The following is a 19,243-nucleotide window of genomic DNA, read 5'->3' as shown; positions in this document are numbered from 1 at the left end:
GTCGGCGAACGCCTCCACCGCCCACAGCGCGGAGGCCAGGGCGCCGTAGTGCCGGGCCGCGTCCGCGGCGGCGGCCTCGGTCAGCGGCGCCTGCGACCACTGCTCGCGGGCGTGCCGGGCGGCGGCGTCCAGCGCGCCCCGGGCCGCGCCGATCAGCGCGTTGGCCTGGGCGAGCTGGAAGGCCGGGGTGAGGAAGGTGTTGTAGACCCGGGGCACGAAGGTCTTGTCGACGTGGCCGAGCGCCCCGGTCCACGGGATGTTCGCGCCGTCGGCGACCACCGTCCCGGCGGCCAGCGACCGCAGCCCGAACTCCTCGGCGCCGGGCTCGAAGGACAGCCCCAGGTGGTCGCTCATCGCGAGCGCGCTGATCGGGGTGTCGCCGTCCTCCAGGAAGCCCTCCAGGATGGTGATGTCCGACACCGGGTGGCCCAGGACGCGCTCCAGCCGCCCGTGGAACAGCATCTCGCGGCCGGTGTCCTGGATCACCAGGGGCGCCGAGCGGGGCTTCGAGGACCCGCTGTAGAACCACCGGGCCCGGGCCGACACCTCGGCGATGTGCTGGATCTTCTCGTCGGTGCCGATGAACTCGGCGATCGACACCCACACGTAGTGGTGGGCCAGCAGCTCGCCGACCGAGGCGTCGGCCGCCGCGACGGTGCGCACCACCCGGAACGCGGTGGACCACTCCTGGCCGGCCCCGCCGTACTCGACCGGCCCCAGCAGGGTCACCAGGCCGGACTCCTTCAGCAGCCGGATCTCCCGTACCGGCGGGGTGCCCTCGCGGTCGCGCCGGGCGGCGCCGGGTGCCAGCAGCGCCGCGACCTCCTCGGCCCGCCGCAGCCACGCCTCGGCGGCCTCGGGGACGGCGTCCGTCGTCGTGTCAGTCATGTCTCCCACTTCGTGACGTGCTCGCCGTCCTGCCCGGCGACGTGTTCGGTGTCCTGCTCGGTGTCCTGCTCCGGGGCCTGCTGCGGGTCCTGCTCCGGGTCGTCGCGGCCGGTGACGTCGGCGCCGTGCGTCCTGCCCGAGCCGTCCGCACTGCCCGTACTGCCCGTACTGCCCGTACCGTCCGTACTGCCCGCACCGTCCGCGCCGGGCAGCCGCAGGACGGCGTCCAGCAGGGCCCGGGTGTACGGGTGGACGGGGGCCTCGAAGATCCGCTCGGTCTCGCCCTCCTCGACGACCGACCCGCCGCGCATGATCAGCACCCGGTCGGCGACCTGCCGCACCACGGCCAGGTCGTGGGTGATGAACAGCAGGGCGATGCCCCGCTCGCGCCGCAGCCGGTCCAGCAGCTCCAGCACCTGCGCCTGCACCGAGACGTCCAGCGCCGAGACCGGCTCGTCGCAGACCAGCACCTGCGGACGGCCCGCCAACGCCCGGGCGATGGCCACCCGCTGGCGCTGACCGCCGGACAGCTGGTGCGGCCGGCGGGAGAGCAGCTCGGCCGGCAGGCCGACCTGGTCGAGGAGTTCCGCGCACCGCCGGGCCCGCTCGGCGCGCCGCAGTCCCGGCAGCGCCTCGCCGATGATCCGCGCCACGGTGAACCGGGGGTCCGCCGAGGCGTACGGGTCCTGCTGGACGAACTGGATCGCCGAGCGCGAGGCCCGGCGCCGCCGCTCCGGCAGCGCCGACCAGGGCCGCCCGTGCAGCAGCACCTCCCCGGCGTCGGGACGGGACAGACCCATCGCGACCCGCGCCAGCGTGGTCTTGCCCGAGCCGGACTCGCCGACGACGCCCAGCGCCTCGCCCGCCCGCAGGGTGAACCCGACCTCGTCGAGGGCCCTCGGCCCGCCCGGGGCGAAGGACTTGACCAGCCCGCGCCCGGTCAGCACCGGGGCCGCCTCCTCGGCGTCCGGTGCCTCGGCCGGTGCCGGGGCCTGGGCGGGACGGGCCGGCGGGCGGCCCGAGGGCACCGCGTCCAGCAGCATCCGGGTGTACGGGTGCTCCGGGGCGGACAGCACCCGGCCGGTCGGCCCGCTCTCCACCACCTCGCCCCGCCGCAGCACCAGCACCCGGTCCGCCAACTGCGCCACCACCGCCAGGTCGTGACTGACCAGCAGCAGTCCCCGGCCCTCGGCCTTGAGCCGGCCGAGCAGCGCCAGGATCTGCGCCTGGACGATCGCGTCCAGCGCCGTGGTCGGCTCGTCGGCGATCAGCAGCGGCGCGTCGGCGGCCAGCGCGGAGGCGATCAGCGCGCGCTGGCGCAGCCCGCCGGAGAGCTGGTGCGGGTACTGGGTGCGCCGGGCCTCCGGCTCCGGCACGCCCACCGCCGTGAGCAGTTCCACCACCCGGGCGCCGACGTCCGGACCGGCGGTGCCGCCGAGGCGGGCCGCCTCGGCGATCTCGGCGCCGACGGTGCGCAGCGGGTCCAGCGCGGTCAGCGCGTCCTGGAAGACCACGGCGACCCGCCGGCCGCGCACCGCGCGCCACTGCCGTTCGCCGAAGCCGGCGGTGTCCGCCCCGGCGACCTCCAGGGTCCGGGCGGAGACCCGGGCCCTGGCGCCCGCCAGCCCGATGAGGGAACGCGAGGTGACGGACTTGCCCGAGCCGGACTCGCCGACCAGCGCCACGCACTCCCCGGGGCCGATGGCCAGTGACACCCCGTCCACGGCGGGCCGCGGCGCGCCGGGGAACGACACCCGCAGCCCCTCCACCCGCACGAGCGGGCCCGGCACCGGCGCACCGGTGTCCCCGGCCGTCGCCTCCGCACCGGTCGCTTCCGTTGTCGTCGTCGTCATCGCACCGCCCTCAGTTGCAGCGAACGGCCGATCAGCGTGGTGCAGACCACCACGACCGAGACGGCCAGGCCGGGTGAGATCGAGATCCACCAGGCCGTCTGGAGGAAGTCCTTGCCGTCGGCGACCATCGAGCCCCAGTCCGCCTCCGGCGGGACGGGGCCCAGGCCGAGCAGGCTGAGCCCGGAGCCCGAGATGATGGCCGAGCCCAGCCCGATGGAGGCCAGCACCACCAGCGGGCCCCCGACGTTCGGCAGCACGTGCCGCAGCACCGACCGCCAGGCCGGCACCCCCAGCACCCGCGCCGCCTCCACGTACTCCGAGCGCAGCACCAGCCGTGCCTGGCCGCGCACCAGCCGGGCGTAGTGGGGCACCCCGGCGATGCCGATGGCGATCGCCACGTTGACCGTGCCGCCGCCCAGAACCGCCACCACCACCAGCGCGAGCAGCAGTTCGGGGAAGCCCAGCAGCACGTCCACCAGCCGCATCAGGACGAAGTCGACGCGCCGTCCGCCGCAGCCGGCGACCAGGCCGAGCAGCGCGCCGCCGCCCACCCCGATCAGCGTCGCGCCGACCGCGATCAGCAGCGACAGCCGGGTGCCGTGCACCAGCCGCGACCAGACGTCCCGGCCGAGCTGGTCGGTGCCCAGCCAGTGCTCCGCACCGGGCGGGCGCAGCGCCGCCGCGACGTCCGTCGCCGCGGGGGAGTGGGTGGCGAACACCCCGGGGAAGGCCAGGACGAGCGCCACCACGGCCAGCAGGACCAGCGGCGCCAGGCGGGCGGGCGAGCGCAGCAGCGCGCCCCGGCGGGCGGCGGCTGCGGCCGGCCGGTCGAGGAGGGCGGTCACCGTGCTCATGCCGCTCCTCCCTCGCGCAGCCGGGGGTCGATCAGCGGGTGGAGCACGTCCACCAGGGTGTTGATGACCACGAACGCCGCGCTGGAGATGACCACCAGGGCGCTGACCACCGGGAGGTCGCGCGAGCCGACCGCGTTGGCCAGCACCCGGCCCAGGCCGGGCCGGGTGAAGATGTTCTCCACCAGCACCGCGCCGCCGAACAGGCTGCCCAGCACGAAGCCGGCCAGCGTGGTCAGCGGCAGCAGCGCGTGCCGCAGGGTGTGCCGCAGCAGCACCGCCGTCGCGCCCAGGCCGCGCGAGCGCGCGGTCAGCACGAACGGGCGGCCGTCGGCGCTCTCCAGCTCCTGGCGGATCACCTGGGCGAGCACCCCGGCCAGCGGCAGCGCCAGCGCCAGCGTCGGCAGCACCAGCGCCGCCGGCCCGTCCGCCCCGATCGAGGGCAGCGCGTGCAGCCGGTAGGAGAACACCGTCAGCAGGATGATGCCCAGCCAGAACGACGGCATCGACACCATCAGCAGCTCGGTGACACCGGCGGCGGCGCGCACCGCCCGGCCCCGGCCGGCCGTCAGGGTGGCCGCCAGCACCGCCAGTACCAGCGCGGTGACCAGCGCGGACACCGCCAGCTCGACGGTCGGGCCGAGCTGGCTGCCGAGCAGCCGCTCGATCGGCTCGTTGAGCTGGTACGACCAGCCGAGGCCGCCGCTCGCCAACCGGGCGAGCTGGCGGCCGTACTGGACGAGCAGCGGGTCGTTCAGGCCGTTCTCGGCGATCACCTGGTCACGCAGGGCCGGGGTGCCGGCGGCGCCCGGCCCGATCAGTCCGTCCACGATGTCGCCGGGGGCGAGGTGGAGGGCGAAGAACGTCACCGTGAGCGTCCCCCACACCACCACCAGCCCCGCCGCGAGCCGCCGGGCGACGAACCTGGCCCAGGGCGGCACGTGCCGGGCACTGTTCGACACCTCAGGCCACCCCGATGCCGTAGAAGTCGGTGTTGGCGTCGACGTCCAGGACCAGCCCGTTCACCTTGCCGTGCCGGGCGACGTCCATGGTGGCGATGTAGGCCGGGAAGGAGTACGCCTGCTCGACGATCTTCCGCTGGACCTTGCGGTACAGCTCGGCGCGCCGTTCGGCGTCCACGGTCGCCTCGGCCTCGTCCAGCCAGCCGTCGATCTCGGCGTCCTTGACCCGGCTGCCGTTCGCCCCGCCGCCCCCGAACTGGGACTTGGAGTGGTAGAGGCTGCCCAGCAGGACCGGGTCGGAGCCCTGCCAGGCGAAGGCGAACACGTCGTAGTCGCCCTTGCCGGTGCGCCCGATGGAGCCCGCGGAGTCCAGCGGCACCAGCTTCAGCTCGATGCCGACCTGCTTCAGCGCGTCCTGCACGCCCACGTCGAAGGTGTGGTTCTGGGCCGAGACGAAGGTCTGCACGTACGGCTGCTCGGCGCTGAGGCGCTTGCCGTCCCTGGTTCGGTAGCCGTCGGCGTCCCGCCCGGTCCAGCCGGCCTCGTCCAGCAGCTTCTCCGCCTTCTCCTTGCTGTACTCCCAGGCCGGCTTGGCGAACGACGGCTCGGCGCCGGGGGTGGAGGGCGCCAGCGGCCCCCAGGCCTGCTCGTACTCGCCCTGGAAGACGCCCTTGACGATCCCGGCGAAGTCGATGGCGTGCCGGACGGCCTGCCGGGTGCGCGGGTCGTCGAACGGCGCGCGGGCGGTGTTGAGGTAGTAGGTGTAGGGGACGCCGGGGACCGCCTTGCGGACCACCTCGACGCCGTTGCGGCCGCGCAGGCCGGCCAGCCGGTTGGCGGGGATCAGCTCGGCGGCGTCGACCTGACCGGACGTCAGGGCGCCGACCCGGGAGGCGTCCTCCTTCAGCAGCAGCACGACGATGCTCTCCAGCTTCGCCGGCCCCTGGTGGGCGGCGGTCGGCGGGGCCCAGTCGTAGTCGGACCGGCGCTTGAACACCGCCTGCTGACCCGGCGTCACCGAGTCGAAGGTGAACGGGCCGGTGCCGACGACGAACGCGCCGCCGGAGGAGAGGTCGCCCGCGTGGTCGCGCAGCGCGACGGGGGAGTGGAAGCCGAGGAAGGTGCTCCCCGCCGAGTTGAGGAACGAGGCGTGGGGGGCCGTCAGGTGCACAGCCACCGTGCGCGGGTCGACCACCTCGGTCTCCTTGTACGGGCCGAGCAGGCCGGCCGCCCGCTTGGACGCCGTCTTCGCCGCCGTGACGTGCTCGAAGTTCGCCTTCACCGCCGCCGCGTCGAACGGGGTGCCGTCGCTGAAGGTCACGCCGGTGCGCAGGGTGAAGGTGTAGGTGAGGCCGTCGGGCGAGACCGTCCACGACTCGGCCAGCCACGGCTTGACGGTCCCGTCCGGAGCGATCGCGACCAGCGACTCCAGCACCGGGCGCAGCAGCCGCCCGGTGACGGCGGTGGACGCGGCGTGCGGGTCCCAGCTGTCGGGTTCGACGGCGGCGCCGTAGCGCAGGGTGCCGCCGCCGGCGCTCTTCGCGGAGGGCGGGGCGGAGGAGTCGGAGCAGGCCGTGAGGACGGCGGGGCCGATGACGGCGGCGGCGGTCAGGGTGACCGGGAGACGGAGGAAACGGCGTCTGGTGTACATGGGTTCTTTCTCGATCCTGCGCGAGGCGGGGAACGGTGGGCGGCGTGAGGCCCGCCCACCCCGCGGGGGAGACGCTGATGGACCCGGCCGCGGACGATGCGACGAGTCTGCTGGCTCCGTCCGGATCCGACCCCCCTGACCGTCCCCCTAAGCGGGCCCTTTCCCGGGGCCCGCGGGTTTCGCGGCGGGATCCTCGTGGGTGTGCTCGGCCGGTGTCTCGGCCGACGTGCTCGGCCGGCGTGTTCCGCCGCGGTGCTCCGACGCGGTGCTCCGCCGCGGTGCTCCGACGTGGTGCCGAGTGCGGTGCGGCCCCGGCGGCGGTGCGCGCCGTCGGGGTGGTGCGGCCGTTCCGGGAGGCCCTCCGGAACGGCCGCACGGGGACCGTCAAATGTGCGGTACGGGGGTGTCCGCAGACTTGAGGTCCGACTCGGGGGCGCTCTCGGCGCCGTCCGCGGGGCTGCGCAGGACGAAGGCGGCCACCAGGACGCCGACCGCCACGAACAGGGCGCTGAGCCCGTAGGAGAGGTGGAAGCCGCCGGTGAGCGCCGCCACCTTGCTGTCGCCCTCGCCGAGCAGCGTCGCGGTGCGGGAGGCGGCCACCGTGGCGAGCACGGCGGTGCCGATCGAGGCGCCGACCTGCTGGGTGGTGTTCACCAGGCCGGAGGCGATGCCGGCGTCGTTGGGCGAGGTGACCGACATGGCCTGGCCGATCAGCGCAGGCATGGCCGCGCCGAAGCCGAGGCCGAGCAGCACGAACGGCGGCACGATGTCGGCGAGGAAGCTTCCGTCGCTCGGCACCCGGGCCAGCAGCGCGAGCGCCGCGGCCACCAGCAGCAGGCCGACGACCAGCACCCGGCGGGGCCCGAACTTCTGGTTCAGCTTGACCGCGAAGCCCAGCGAGACGATCGCGATGGTGACCGGCGCGGGCAGGAAGGCGAGCCCGGTCTTCAGCGCGTCGTAGCCCAGGACGTTCTGGAAGTAGAGCGCGGTGCAGAACTGGTAGCCGAACAGGCCGGCGACCATCAGGACCATGATGCCGTTGGCGCCGGAGACCGCCCGGGAGCGGAAGATGTGCAGCGGCAGCAGGGGCTTGGCCGCGTACGCCTGGCGGACCACGAAACCGACCAGCAGTACCAGCGAGCCGGCCAGCAGGCCCAGCGTGCGGGCGTCGCCCCAGGTGTACTCCTCGGCCTTGATGATCGTGTAGACCAGCAGCATCAGACCGCCGGTGGCGAGCACCGAACCGATCAGGTCGGCGCCCTCGCGCAGCCCCGCTCCCTTCCCACCGGGCACCACGCTCTGCGTCAGCACGAGCGCCACCAGGCCGATCGGCACGTTGACGTAGAACACCCACGGCCAGCTGAAGCTCTGCGTCAGCACGCCGCCCAGGATCAGGCCCAGCGAGGCGCCGGCCGCGGAGACGAACGCGTACGCCGCCAGTGCCTTGGCGCGCTCGCCGGCGTCGGGAAACAGGGTGATGATCATGCCCAGGACGACGGCCGAGGCGAGCGCCCCGCCGACCCCCTGGACGAACCGGAACACCACCAGCGCCGTCGAGGAGGAGGACAGGCCGCAGGCCAGCGAGGCCACCGTGAACAGGCCCAGGCCCGCACTGAAGACGCGCTTGCCGCCCAGCAGGTCGCCCAGTCGGCCGGAGAGCAGCAGCAGCCCGGCGAAGGCGATGAGGTAGGCGTTGACCACCCAGGCCAGGCCGGACTGGGTGAAGCCGAGGTCGGTCTGGATGGTCGGGAGGGCGACGGTCACGATCGAACCGTCGAGGATGATCATCAGGTTGCCGGTGCAGAGGAGCCCCAGTGCCAACCAGCGTGACCTGGAAGGCTGGAGGGACGGCGGGGCTTGCGTGGTCATCGGAGCAGTCCTTCGGGGGAATGGCCCGGGAGGGGCGCCCGGTGGCGCCCGCGCTCCCTGAGGGCACTTCTTGTTACAGCGACCATCATGTGTGACCATCAAGTCCACCGTAAGGAGGCACTTTCATGTTCCTGGGGAACAACGATGTGATCGAGGACATCGACGAGACCGGCGGCCTCGACGACCCGGCCCCCGCCCGCGAGGCGTGCACCGTCCTGGAGGCGCTCAACCGGATCAGCGGCAAGTGGGCGATCGGCATCCTGCTCAACCTCAGCCACGGCCCGGTCCGCTTCACCGAACTCGAACGGTCCGTACCCGGAATCAGCCGCCGCATGCTCACCCTGACACTGCGGAACCTCGAACGCGACGGACTGATCGAGCGCACCGTCTACGCGACCGTGCCGCCCAAGGTGGAGTACCGCGGCACCGAGATGGCCGCCGAGCTCTACGCCTCCCTCAAGGGCCTCACCGCCTGGGCGGAACGCCACCGCGACGCCATCGCCCTCTCGCGGGACTCCTACGACCGGGAGCAGCTGGCGGCGGGCGCCGGGGACCTCTGAGGCCAGGCCCTCCGCTATGCGAAGGGCGAGCCCGTCATCACGCTCGACGGGCTCGCCGCCCGGATACTCTGCGTCGACCGGCAGGAGATCGCCCGCCGGGTCCTGACCCCAGCCGTTCGGCGCGGCGGCGCCCGAAGAACTGCCGGATGGAACAAGGACGTTGGTGGCAAGCAGGGCTCGGCCTGACCGCCAGGATCCCGGGCTACGTCAGCTTGTAGGCCATCTCGGCGAGTTCGAGTGCCTGGCGGAGCGTGTTCTCGTCCGTGATCTGCACGCTCACCCGGTAGGCCCGGTGGCCCTTGGGGACGAGATAGGCGTCCGGCGCGATGCCGAGAAGGGTCGCGGCGTCGCTGTCGTAGTTGAGCCGCAGGTTGACCACGCCGGTGTCGGCGTAGACGTACGCGAACCCGCCGAGCTGGCTTCCCTGTCGTCGCAGGCGCAGGTAGTCGCTGTAGTCGAGGGGTTCTCCCTCCTGGTGGGTCTTCCGCTTGACCCCGTGCAGCGCGGCGTTGGGCCACGACGTCGTCTCCTCGAGGAACGAGACGAACTGCTCCGCGGCGGGGTTCCGGGTCAGCATCTTCCTCACCTCCGCCTGCACGGTGATTCTGGTTTGCATCCGGTCATGCACGAGGCGTCCAGCTGACGGCAAGGCGCCACTCAGGTACCGGGAGGTCCCCGTCGTACTGGTCGCCCACCCACCTGAGGAGTTCTTCCGGTGGGGCCCACCTGTCCCGCACAGTGGAGCGGAGAGTGCGCTCAAGTTCCGGCGTGAATGCCTCTTCGGTGACGGCCTCGGCAGCGCTGTTGAGGAGCAGCAGTTCGGTCTGAGCCACCACGAGTACGTACTGGGCGTCGAGGTAGTAGCTCCGGCACCGGTAAACCTGTTCGTTGCTTTCTTCCAGTGTCAGACCGTGGTCGACCTCTAGGCGGTACATGACGGATTGCGCGAGGAGTTCGGGCTCGGCTGTGGGGATGAACCCGAAGGCCCCGTTGGGAAGCTTCTTATGGGCGCCCCGCAGCGCATCGCTGACGTGTTCGTTGTTCTTCTCCCAAGCCACCAGGGAGAATCGATGGGCGGTGTCCGGGCGCTTGCGCCGGGTTCGTGTGGTCACAGCGAGTCCGGACCATTTCGTCCGCTCGCCCATGAGGCTGGTGTCCCGTCGGCATGTCAGGCACTGTGGCGAGGACCAGGCGACCACTGCCAGCAAGGTCTGGATGACAGACCCGCATCGAGAGCACGTGCTCCAGAGGGCCGTGTAGGGGTCCTCTCGATAGGAGGTCCTGGTAGCAAGCCGGGCGTTCGACTCGCTCCTCGCTTCAAGGGCAGGTTCGACCGGTTCGTCGCGTGCGATCCCGGGGGTCGATGGCATCGTATGGTTCCCGCCGCGAGGCCTCGGGATGGGCTCGACTGGAGAGGGCGCGGGGACCCTTGCCTCGGGCTTCGGTGCCACCGGTGTGGTCGGAACCGGTGAATTGCCGGCTTTGCGGAGGAACTTGTCCTTCAGCTTGGCGAACCGGCCCTTTTTTGGGGCGGCCAGCTCTGCGAGTTCAGGCGCCGCTTCCAACTCGGTAGCTGGTGCAGCCACCGGCGGCAGCAGCGCAGCTCCGCCCGTGATCATGCTGAACACCTCAGCCGGTGAGATCACCCGAATGTCGAAGGTCTCCGTGTATCCGCTCTGGGGCATCTGGTCGGGCCGCAGGAAGCCGAGGAGTCCGCGGAGCTGAAGAACATCCTTGACCAAGACCTCGACCTGGGCGGCCTGCTCGCGTGTGGGCAGGATCAGCGAGCGGTACAACACCCATCCGTATCCGACATGTTGAAGTACACGCGTGTTCGACGAAGTGCCGGAGAGCCCCACCTTCCCAGCGTGCCTGCTGGCGTCGACGACCACGTAGACCTGCGCTGGCTCGTTCACTGCACGCCTTCCCTCCCGTTCAGCCGTCATTGGCCGGACGCGCCAGAGTCCCAGAGGGCACTGACAGTCACGCTTACGCGACGATGAGTGCAGGGTGTTCGATGTGCCGGGCGCCGTGATCGAGGGGAGTGCGTGGCAGGTCGACCTCCGTCGGTCGCCAGCCGAGTTTCGGGCCGGTCAGCATGCGGTGCTGCGACAGGACGCCCGGAGGGCTGCTCTCGGCTCTATCGTCCCGGGTCCGTGCCGGCAGCCGGACGACCTCGACCTCGTCCGTCACGCTCTCGACGACCAGTGTCGACACCGGGTAAGGCTGTTCATGCAGGCGCGTTGGCGCATCTCATATGACCTGTCTACGACTCCTGTCGCGCTTCGCTGCCACCGACTGCGGGACGGAGTCGTCCATAGGTCCGAATTGACTATCCGGTGCCGTTGCTTCGGCGCCGGTGGCAGGGGTGCGGGTGCGGGTGCGGCGGAGGGTCGCACCGTCGGGGTCGGCCGGTTCGAGCTCGATGGCGCGGCGTAGCTGTTCCATGCGTCGGGGCAGGGGCTGCCAGCCGGGTTCTGCGGCCATCTCGGTGTTGAGGTCGTTGATCGCGCGGGCGTAGGCCCGGGCCAGGCCGCGGAAGTGCAGGGGCAGGCCGGGCCGGGGGTGGCCGCTGGGGGCGATGCTCACCCACAGGGCTTCGGTGGTCTCGTTGCCCGGGCCGAGGGGTTCGGTGGCGTCGCGTGCGACGAGGCGGCTGCGGACGGTGAGCCAGTGGCTCATCGCGGCCCGGGTGGGGCCGGACAGGCCGACCGTCATGGTGGCGGGCGTGGTGCGCGGGTTGCGGTGCTGGGGGAGGCGGGTGAGGCGGATCGTGCCGTGGCGCAGGTCGACGTCGTCCGTGCGCAGGGCGCAGAGTTCGCCGGCGCGGCAGCCGGTGTCCAGCACGGTGCCGATGATCGCGAGGATCCGGCTGCGGGACTCGGACCGGCCGGGGCGGGCTGAGTGTTCCAGGTGGCCGAGGAGGATGCTGCGCGGGCGGGCGGCGACCATGGGCCGGAGTTCGACCCGCGGCGGGTTGCGGTCCGGGAGCGTGACGGTGATGCCGCCCAGGGCGCCGAGGATGCGGAGGCAGTCCTCCCGGACGCGCATGGACGCGGGTGAGGCCTGGTCCGGTCGTGCGGCGGGCTTGCGCCGCAGCAGGCCCCGCTCGGCGGCTGTCAGGTAGTCGGCGAGGGTGTCCGGTGCGAAGAGCAGGGTGAGTGAGCCGGCGGCCGTGGGCGCGAGTGCGCCCCGCTCCAGGGCGGTGCGCAGTTCGCCGGCGACCCAGCGCAGTTGCTTTGCCCGGGAGATGCCAGTGGGAGGTCGGCAGGCGCGCTCGGCGAGGGCGTCCAGGGCCTCGACCGAGGGTGCTGCTGTCGTCGGGGCGTCCGCCATGAGGTCACCCTAGCGCTGGGGCGGGGCGGGTCGGCGGGCTCCTGCCGGCAGTGGGGGCCGGGCATGTCCGGCGGGGCCCCGGGCCAATAACTGGCTTGAAGCAAGATCGTCGGTGAGGGCAGCGGACGGCATGGTGGCTGTCTTCTCCGGCCCGCGCCGCTCTGGTGGTGACCGTCCTTCGGCAGCCGGCGAGGGGGCCGCGGCAGGGCATCACCCGTCGGTGACTTCCCCGGCGCCGTGGGTGCTCCGGCCTGCTCTGATGAACCGTCGCCAAACTCGGCATCGGGGCGGCATCAGGCCTGTCAGGCGCTGTCGTGGATGGTCGAACGGTGTCACGTGGAGTGCGGAGGCCAGTGTCGGCAGGGGCGCTTCAGGGCGGGCGTAGGGGGACTCCGGCTCGGGGGTGCGGTGGGCCCGGCCGTCGCACCCCCGACCGCGTAACGCGCGGGTCAGCGGGCGTTTCCGCGGGGCTTGAGGGGGAGGCCGGGGAGTTCGGGGGCGGGGAGGCGGTCGCCGGGGTAGCCCTGGACGGCGCCGAAGCGGTCGGTGGCGGCCTGCCACTCGTCGCGGGCCTGGACGATGTCCTTGTGGGAGCGCCCGATGAAGTTCCACCACATACCACGTGATTTGCGTTTCTTCCCAGGTCAGGGAGGTGGCGGACCATCTGCGCTCAGCAAATCGTCAGCATTGGACGGGATGGAGAGCGCAGACGATGGCCCCGAGGAGCCTGGCCCGCGGCATGGGCACCTTCTTCAAGACCTGCGACCATCCGCAGGCGCGGTGGTCGAAGTGCCCGCACGACTACAAGATCCGGTTCCGCAACGCCTCCGGGAGGCAGACCGAGGAGTCCGGCTTCGCCACCCAGGACTAGGCGATCGACCGGCTCACCGAGATCTACCGGGCGAAGCGCGAGAACCCCTGGAGCCAGAGCAAGGCCGAGCGCAACCGCAAATACGGCGCGATGAACTTCGGGACGTACACCGAGGAGTGGAAGGCCGGCCAGCGCGCGCTCGCCCCGGCGTCGCTGCGGCACCTCGACTCGCTCCTCGAACACCACCTCTACCCGGCGTTCCACAGTCGCCGGATGGCCACCTTCGACCACAAGGTCGTCGACGCCTTCATCCAGACCATGGAACGCAACGGCGTTGGCCTGGCCACCCAGGCCAACGCCTTCGACAAGCTCAACGCGATCCTGCTCGACGCCCACCGCCTCGGCCTCTACCCGGAGAAGCCGTTCGACGGTGTCACCCCGCCCCAGTACGACCCGAAGCGCGCGGTCATCCCTTCGCTCGTCCAACTCGGCGCGATACGCGAGGCCGGCGACGAGACCTTCAACCTCGTCGCCGAGCTGATGAGCGGATGCGGGCTGCGCAACGGCGAGGCCCTGGCCGTCAACGTCAACAACATCGTGGCCGACGACGTCTATCGCGTCACCGAGCAGGTCAACCAGACCACCAAGGACTACGCGCCGCTCAAGCACCGCAAGGAGGGCGTCTACCGGGATGTCCCACTGCCGGCCCGCACCCGGCTCAGCCTGCTGTCGTACGCGGACACGTACGGCACCATCGACGGCTACCTGCTCCGCCACCCGCTGGACATCGCGAAGCCGTACCCGTCCTACTACCTGCAGAACCAGTGGGACCGGATCAAGCGGGCTGGCGACGTCGACATCCCCGACGGCATGACGCTCTACGGCCTGCGCCACTTCTTCGCCTCGAACTGCCTCAGCCACAACATCCCGATCACGGACGTCGCCGAGTGGATGGGGCACAAGAGCATCGACGTCACCTTCAAGATCTACCGCCACCTCATGCCCGGCTCCATCGGGCACGTCGCCCAGGTCCTCGACCTCGGCCTCGCAGCCTGAAGCATGTGGGGCCCTGTTCGCCACCGAACAGGGCCCCACTTCTTTCTCCGCCCGACATCAACCGCCGGACATCCGCTGCTGCTTCACCCAGGCATGGACCTCGGTGACCTTGAACTGCAGCTTCGCATTGCGCCCGCTCCCGAAGCGGTACGGGAGGAGGCCGACCTTGGGTGCCTCGCGGTAGACCCACTGGACGGACATGTTCAGGTGTTCTGCGGTCTGCTTGACGGTCATGAACTGTGTGGACATGGACTCTCCTCAGGCCTGGCGGGTTGCCACAGGTGTCCAAAGTTGCTTCCGCAGCGGCGGTTTGGGAGTGCCGTGGTCGCGTGGTAGGTTGCCATCGCCATGCAGGTCCGGGCTCCAGTGCCGGGTCTGACAGCGCCGCTTGGTCGACCATGCGCTCGGATTCGTAGTCCGAGCGACACATGGCTGTGCGGACTCTCCCTATCCCTGTGGTGACGCTGACGCACGATCCTGCGCAGTGGCACTGCTCATGAGACGTCTGGCAGGACCGAACAGTGATCAACTCGTTCATCGCACACACGAGTCCCGGGCGGAGCAGGGTCTTCGCCCTTCGCAAGGAGCCCCGCGATTACGACCGGCTGGAGGCGGTCACCACGCTTGGAGGTGACGACCTTCGCCACACCGACCAGCTCGTCGGATCCCTCAACAACTACCTGGCGGACCGCGACGACACCGCGTTGCAGGTAGTACTGGACTACCTCCCCAAGGCCGTGCAGATGGCCACGAAGCAATACCTCAAGGAGAAGTGCCCTCCGCAGATGGGTGCCTTCACCAGCTTCGGGCCGATCAAGATCGTTCGCCACGCTGTTTACTTCCGCCGGATCGACGACGAGCTCGAAGACTACCTCGAAGGCGCCTATTCGATCGGCCTGGGAATCCGTATGTCGAACGAGCGCCGAAGTGATGGCGGTGTCGACTGGGTGGTCCAGCTCCGTGACGACGAGGTCTCGGTGCCGGCCAGCGCCCAGCCGCGCTCGTGGGAACTCCCTGCGGAGGTCGAGCTCCTGGAGACCTGGACGAGCGAGGAACCGCATCCCGGTCTCGGGCCCGTTCGTGCTGCCCTTGGTGTGGCAGCCAGCGCCAGCGCCGAGGGCAGCTGGGTGAGGGTCCACACGCTGCTCCACAGCGACCTTGACGTCGACTACGAGGGCAACGGCACTTCTGAGTTTGTCGTCGACGTCTTCGATGCGTCGATCCCGAAGCAGAACCCCGAGGACTAGGTAACCGTGATGCCCGTCGTCCGCCGGAGGAGCCGAGCCTCTTCAGCGTACGACGGGCGGACCGTCAGCGCGAAGAAGCCCTCCTACAGCAGGTCGCCGGCCGCCAGCCGGTTGGCACCTTGGGCAGACTGATCAGGGCGTCGTTGCATTGGTTGTACGAGAAGCGGCCTAGCTGATAGAGGAATCGGGTGTTCACCCTATTCCTCCGAGGATCTATGGGCGCGGCACGCGGGCGAGGGCGTCGTGCAGGACCCGGCCGACGTCCGGTACGGGGATGCCGAGTTGGGTGAGCCACTCGACGACCTGCGCAATGGGCACGCCCATCCTCCTGGCTCGCTCGATCAGTACTTCCAGCGACACCGGGCTTTCCTTTGACAGGTGGCCTTCGTCCGAGGAGTGCTCCGGCTCCAAGAGCCGCATCGCAGCGGTCAAGGAGAGTCCTTGAGGCAGGTCCCGACAGGAGACGGGAACACCGTAGGCATCGAACCGTTCCACCAGCGTGTACGGTGCGCAGAACGTCCGCTGTGCCGCTACGAGGAGATGGGCGAAGGGCATCTCGTCGTCCGTTCCCACTTCCCACCACGAGCATGGCCCATGCGGGTCGAGTAGCAGCTCGTCCAGGTCGCTTGGGTCCGACGGGGCACGTAGCGGCACGTGGTACCCGTAGTCCTCTAGCCTGGAGATCACTTCTGGCAGCGGCCGGTGGGCCGCTGCCAGAAGGATTAGCATGTAGGGAATTGGAGCCGGTGGACACCGGTCCACGGATCCGTCCGCCCACTTGTTTTCGAACAGGTCGGTGTCGTCGACCGAAGCGTCTAGGGGGAAGACCTCCGGCGTGTGGAACTCCAGTCTCTGGTACATCTGAAGGATCTCTACCGGGCCCCTGTACAAGACTGCCGCGGCTTTGAGGATCTGCAGAGGGGACAGAGGGCGGTCACGGTAGAGCCAGGATGACTCTTCGCAGAGATCCCTGAGGACTTCCGCGATCTCCGGAGTCGGATGGTCCGGCAGGCCTGCGGCGTCGACTGCCAACCCGAGGTCGTGAAAGCGTGAGCACACCTCGGAGACGCTGAGGCCGAGCTCGGCACTGACCTGTGCAATCCGTCCGGGCGGCACCGTGTCATCAATGTCGAACCATCCAGCCTCCGGCCGGGCACTATCGCACCGCAACAGTTCGTCGGGCACCGCCTTCCGCTCGGCCGGAACAACGAGGAGGCCTTCGGGCTTAAGGTCGTAAAGGCTGAGTTGGGCTGCCCGACGGGCCACGTCGCGTGGCGAGGCGCCCCAACGCTCTACCGCTTCGTCGAACTGATCCTCCGGGGAATGCTCGGTGGTGTGCCAGCGCCAATAGCGGCTTCGCTCGTCTTTGCCTGAGAGAAGCAGTTGATCTGACGGCATCGCAGTCAGCACCGATGTGATGTCCCGCAGTTCCGGACAGAAATGGGCGAGGTCGTCGAGAGCCGGATGGGGAGCATGTGCGAGGAGTCGCCAGAGGAGTACGTGATCGGGCGGAAACCCGCTGAGATCCCACGAAACTTCCGGCCGGCGGGAGGTGAACGTTGACAGGAGATGTGCGTCCCCTGGCAGGATGCCCGTGCGCACGAGGTCGAGTGTACGGTCGTCCAGTGTGAAGGTCCGGCCCGCCACTATGGCCGCCGTTGCTAGCAGGTCTGCCAGCTGAGGGCTGGTCCCGGTGAGGCGGCACACCCAGGCGTAGTTCGGAAGCGGCTGGTCGGCCGCAGCCAAGGCCTCCGCCGCCGGGGAGAGGAGGTCCAGCAGGGTGGACGAGACGTCATCGAGTACCTGGATGCGGTCTGCGGACAGCTGGGCCGGGGCGTACGGACCGGTGAGGTTGACCACGACGCCACTCAGGCCTGCGTCCTCTGTCGACAACACCCCTCCGCGGACATTCGGTTGGACGACCAGCCCGTCCACGAGAAGAGCTCCGCCGTGCTCCGTCCAGGTCACCTGGACGCCCTTCGGTGCATCGGCCCAGGCGGCTCGGACGCCGTGGGCGTCGAAGCCGAAGCGTTCCCGCTCCGGCTGCTTTCGTACCTGGACCACCCCCGTCGGCCAGTCGGCTCGGCGGTCCCCGTGAACGGCTGCGGTGTCGAACTCTGCTACACCGAGCAGCCGTTCCAGCACGTCCACGTAGGACCAGGATGCCGCCGACTCCCGGAGGTGAAGTCGGACCGTGGTCCCGCACTCTTCGCCCTTGGGCGCACGTTCGACGATCCGGAAGAGGTGGCCCGGGCCGTGGATCGATACGTCCAGGACCGGCCCGGGGCTTCCTGTGGGGCCCATCCGGCAGGTGGTGACGGTGAGTTCGTCGGTCAGCATGAAATAGCTGAGTACGCCGATGCCGAAGCGGCTGTTGGGGAACAGCTCGACGGGCGGGTCAAGCCGCTCCCAGGCCGCGCGTTCGAGCCTGAACTCCGCTTGCTCGGCAAACCGCGCCCCGGCCTGGGAGAACACACCGCGCAGTTCTGCCTCCCCCATGCCGATCCCGTTGTCCCTGCACTCCACGTACCCGCGCCCGTCCCGGTCGAAGCCCTGCTCGAAGGTGATGCGGCCCTCGTAGTGGTAGGAGGCAGGTTCGGTCCGGTGAAGGTACTCGGTGCGCGCGCGACGGTAACGGCAGGCGTCCAGGGCGTTCTGATAGAGCTCCCGCACTGCGAGGTCGCGGTCCTTGTAGAGCTGGACGCCCATCAGAAGTTCGCGCACTCTGCGCTCGTCCATCCGGAACCCGGCCCAGCCGTCGAACACGCCGGCAGCGGGGCGGACCTGGTCCGCCGACAGCCGGGCCGGCAGGGCTGGCATGGCGCAGGTGATCCGCTCCCGGCTCGCGCGGGCCACGGCATGCAGGACCTCGTCGGCACGCGTGGTGTACGCCCGCAGACCCTCGATGACCGCCTCGTGGTGGCAGTCGGCGCGCAGAACGGGCAGGGCTGGATCGCCTCCCCATGCGGCCCGTTCAACGGTCTCCCGGGGCTGGCCGAGATCTACGGGATGTGGGATGCCGAGGTGTTCCACCACGACGTCCGGCAGCGCTGTGACGTCCAGGCAGGTACTAAAGGCCAGCGCGAGCAGCAGGACCAGTCGGCGGTCGCGCACCCGCTGGTGGCCGGGTCCGCGGACCCGGTCGTCGGCCGGCAGTTGTTCCAGGAACTCGGCGTTGGCGACATCGGGGCCACGGCGGATGCCGTGCAGCAGATGGGTGATCCGGGAGGTGTCCAGGATCTCGCCGAGGGGGCGGGCTTGTTCACCCATCGTGTCCAGCAGCCTCGCCACGTCCGCCGGGTCGGCGAGCGCTCCGCGGCGAAGTAGCCACCGGTGGAACAGCCACCAGCGGATCGGCGCCGCCGACTCGGGCCGTAGCTGGGTGCGGTCTCGCAACATGCCGTAGTCGGCGGCGTACGCCTCGAAGGATAGCCGTTCGGGGCCCTCTTCGGCTGTGCTCTCCAGTCGCGCTGGGGTGACGGCGGCCGCGAATTGGGCGGTCGCGAGTAGCTGATTGGCGCGGTAGATGAACGGGAGGAGGACGAGCAACGCGGCCTCGGCGGGATACAGCTCGAACGGGCCGTCCGCCTCCGGTTCGCCCAGCAGCCACTCCACCCGTTCGGCGAACCTTACTGCCATGACCGGGTCCTGCCAGGGATCATCGCCGAGTGCGGCCTCGGCCCGGTCGCGCACCGCCGCCAGCGCCCCTACGACGGCCAGCGTGTGCGCCCGGACGATCGTCGTCTCCCGGGCAGCCGGCACGTGGTCCCAGATGGCCGACGCGGTGGCCGCTGCCGTCCAGGGGTCAATTTCCGGTGTGCCTCCGGCATGCGGCGGGCGACCGTCAAGGTGGAAGTGGACGGTCCCGCCTTGGATCACTGGCCCGTGGAAGGTCCCGCCGTCCACGATGTTTCGGATCTCTGCGTCCCCCATAGTGGTAGTCATAGCACGGACGTCCAGCGGCGTGTGAAACCAAGATGGCGCCCCGCCCAGGGGGCCAGAACCGACTGTGGCGGACGCGCTCTTAGCTGTATTAGGCCGTTGGGGTGTGGTGGCCGAAGGGATCGCTTCCGGGCGAGCCTGGGCCGAACGGGGAGTTTTCGAGCACCGCGCGGGCTGCGGCGAGGGCGGCCTCCAACCGGTGGCGGACGGGCGCGGC

At 70.6% G+C, this 19,243-nt stretch carries 16 protein-coding genes and 1 pseudogene; 4 read left to right on the top strand and 13 right to left on the bottom strand.

Annotation, left to right across the window (positions count from 1 at the left end; translation table 11 throughout):
* From AE652_RS02870 to AE652_RS02845, 6 genes are all read right to left on the bottom strand, one after another.
* Nucleotides 1-888 (bottom strand): acyl-CoA dehydrogenase family protein (locus AE652_RS02870; protein WP_049649476.1); only part of this gene is annotated, 888 nt, incomplete at its 3' end.
* The gene (locus AE652_RS02865) at nt 885-2,741 is read right to left on the bottom strand and encodes an ABC transporter ATP-binding protein (protein ID WP_082345178.1); all 1,857 of its coding nucleotides are present in this window, start codon (nt 2,739-2,741) and stop codon (nt 885-887) included. The genes AE652_RS02870 and AE652_RS02865, both read right to left, overlap by 4 nt.
* Complete coding sequence (locus AE652_RS02860) at nt 2,738-3,595, bottom strand: ABC transporter permease (RefSeq protein WP_049649475.1); 858 nt, start codon at nt 3,593-3,595, stop codon at nt 2,738-2,740. The genes AE652_RS02865 and AE652_RS02860 overlap by 4 nt, the downstream gene beginning before the upstream one ends.
* Nucleotides 3,592-4,554, bottom strand: a complete 963-nt coding sequence (locus AE652_RS02855; RefSeq protein WP_234348201.1) for an ABC transporter permease — start codon at nt 4,552-4,554, stop codon at nt 3,592-3,594. The genes AE652_RS02860 and AE652_RS02855 overlap by 4 nt, the downstream gene beginning before the upstream one ends.
* A gap of 1 nt (nt 4,555) precedes the next feature.
* Nucleotides 4,556-6,205: an ABC transporter substrate-binding protein gene (locus AE652_RS02850; protein WP_049649474.1), complete on the bottom strand. Its 1,650-nt coding sequence runs from the start codon at nt 6,203-6,205 to the stop codon at nt 4,556-4,558.
* A 384-nt stretch (nt 6,206-6,589) separates the two neighbouring features.
* Nucleotides 6,590-8,074 carry an MFS transporter gene (locus AE652_RS02845; RefSeq protein ID WP_049649473.1) on the bottom strand — a complete coding sequence of 495 codons (1,485 nt, stop codon included), beginning with the start codon at nt 8,072-8,074 and terminating at the stop codon, nt 6,590-6,592.
* Nucleotides 8,075-8,199: 125 nt separating this feature from the next.
* On the opposite strand from AE652_RS02845, the gene AE652_RS02840 reads away from it, so the two are divergent.
* Entirely contained in the window at nt 8,200-8,634 is a 435-nt protein-coding gene (locus AE652_RS02840) for a helix-turn-helix domain-containing protein (protein ID WP_082345177.1), read from the top strand.
* Between the two features lie 202 nt (nt 8,635-8,836).
* Here AE652_RS02840 and AE652_RS02835 read toward each other — a convergent pair whose 3' ends face one another.
* The 5 genes and pseudogenes from AE652_RS02835 to AE652_RS43660 all read right to left on the bottom strand — a co-directional run.
* Nucleotides 8,837-9,211, bottom strand: a complete 375-nt coding sequence (locus AE652_RS02835; protein ID WP_049649472.1) for a hypothetical protein — start codon at nt 9,209-9,211, stop codon at nt 8,837-8,839.
* A 43-nt stretch (nt 9,212-9,254) separates the two neighbouring features.
* Nucleotides 9,255-10,550, bottom strand: a complete 1,296-nt coding sequence (locus AE652_RS02830) for a hypothetical protein (protein ID WP_049649471.1) — start codon at nt 10,548-10,550, stop codon at nt 9,255-9,257.
* A gap of 73 nt (nt 10,551-10,623) precedes the next feature.
* Nucleotides 10,624-10,851 (bottom strand): hypothetical protein, encoded by a 228-nt coding sequence (locus AE652_RS02825; protein ID WP_049649470.1) that lies wholly within the window; start codon nt 10,849-10,851, stop codon nt 10,624-10,626.
* A gap of 36 nt (nt 10,852-10,887) precedes the next feature.
* The gene (locus AE652_RS02820) at nt 10,888-11,970 is read right to left on the bottom strand and encodes a site-specific integrase (protein WP_049649469.1); all 1,083 of its coding nucleotides are present in this window, start codon (nt 11,968-11,970) and stop codon (nt 10,888-10,890) included.
* A 449-nt stretch (nt 11,971-12,419) separates the two neighbouring features.
* Nucleotides 12,420-12,587: pseudogene (locus AE652_RS43660) on the bottom strand (pirin family protein); the annotation flags it as partial.
* Between the two features lie 95 nt (nt 12,588-12,682).
* Between AE652_RS43660 and AE652_RS47820 the strand changes: the two are divergent.
* Nucleotides 12,683-12,841, top strand: a complete 159-nt coding sequence (locus AE652_RS47820; RefSeq protein WP_234348200.1) for a hypothetical protein — start codon at nt 12,683-12,685, stop codon at nt 12,839-12,841.
* Between the two features lie 90 nt (nt 12,842-12,931).
* Nucleotides 12,932-13,837, top strand: coding sequence for a tyrosine-type recombinase/integrase (locus AE652_RS02815; RefSeq protein WP_234348199.1), 906 nt, complete (start codon nt 12,932-12,934; stop codon nt 13,835-13,837).
* 57 nt (nt 13,838-13,894) lie between these two features.
* On the opposite strand, the gene AE652_RS02810 is transcribed toward AE652_RS02815, so the two are convergent.
* Nucleotides 13,895-14,086: an AlpA family transcriptional regulator gene (locus tag AE652_RS02810; RefSeq protein ID WP_049649468.1), complete on the bottom strand. Its 192-nt coding sequence runs from the start codon at nt 14,084-14,086 to the stop codon at nt 13,895-13,897.
* A 272-nt stretch (nt 14,087-14,358) separates the two neighbouring features.
* Between AE652_RS02810 and AE652_RS02805 the strand changes: the two genes are divergently transcribed.
* Entirely contained in the window at nt 14,359-15,084 is a 726-nt protein-coding gene (locus AE652_RS02805) for a hypothetical protein (RefSeq protein ID WP_049649467.1), read from the top strand.
* Nucleotides 15,085-15,297: 213 nt separating this feature from the next.
* Here the strand turns inward: AE652_RS02805 and AE652_RS02800 are convergent, their stop codons facing one another.
* Complete coding sequence (locus tag AE652_RS02800) at nt 15,298-19,017, bottom strand: ATP-binding protein (RefSeq protein ID WP_159028334.1); 3,720 nt, start codon at nt 19,015-19,017, stop codon at nt 15,298-15,300.
* Between the last annotated feature and the right edge of the window lie 226 nt (nt 19,018-19,243).

The organism is Kitasatospora sp. MY 5-36, assembly GCF_001182915.1.
Classification (GTDB): domain Bacteria; phylum Actinomycetota; class Actinomycetes; order Streptomycetales; family Streptomycetaceae; genus Kitasatospora.
The sequence above is the reverse complement of the archived record's forward strand: the minus strand, read 5'-3'. Positions and strand labels throughout refer to the sequence as shown.

What these genes read in the sequence shown, in the direction of transcription:
- AE652_RS02845 (WP_049649473.1), bottom strand. Translation starts at nt 8,074, where the DNA reads ATGACCACGCAAGCCCCGCCGTCCCTCCAGCCTTCCAGGTCACGCTGG.
- AE652_RS02835 (WP_049649472.1), bottom strand. Translation starts at nt 9,211, where the DNA reads ATGCTGACCCGGAACCCCGCCGCGGAGCAGTTCGTCTCGTTCCTCGAG.
- AE652_RS02815 (WP_234348199.1), top strand. Translation starts at nt 12,932, where the DNA reads ATGAACTTCGGGACGTACACCGAGGAGTGGAAGGCCGGCCAGCGCGCG.
- AE652_RS02840 (WP_082345177.1), top strand. Translation starts at nt 8,200, where the DNA reads ATGTTCCTGGGGAACAACGATGTGATCGAGGACATCGACGAGACCGGC.
- AE652_RS47820 (WP_234348200.1), top strand. Translation starts at nt 12,683, where the DNA reads ATGGCCCCGAGGAGCCTGGCCCGCGGCATGGGCACCTTCTTCAAGACC.
- AE652_RS02810 (WP_049649468.1), bottom strand. Translation starts at nt 14,086, where the DNA reads ATGTCCACACAGTTCATGACCGTCAAGCAGACCGCAGAACACCTGAAC.
- AE652_RS02865 (WP_082345178.1), bottom strand. Translation starts at nt 2,741, where the DNA reads ATGACGACGACGACAACGGAAGCGACCGGTGCGGAGGCGACGGCCGGG.
- AE652_RS02850 (WP_049649474.1), bottom strand. Translation starts at nt 6,205, where the DNA reads ATGTACACCAGACGCCGTTTCCTCCGTCTCCCGGTCACCCTGACCGCC.
- AE652_RS02860 (WP_049649475.1), bottom strand. Translation starts at nt 3,595, where the DNA reads ATGAGCACGGTGACCGCCCTCCTCGACCGGCCGGCCGCAGCCGCCGCC.
- AE652_RS02820 (WP_049649469.1), bottom strand. Translation starts at nt 11,970, where the DNA reads ATGGCGGACGCCCCGACGACAGCAGCACCCTCGGTCGAGGCCCTGGAC.
- AE652_RS02800 (WP_159028334.1), bottom strand. Translation starts at nt 19,017, where the DNA reads ATGGGGGACGCAGAGATCCGAAACATCGTGGACGGCGGGACCTTCCAC.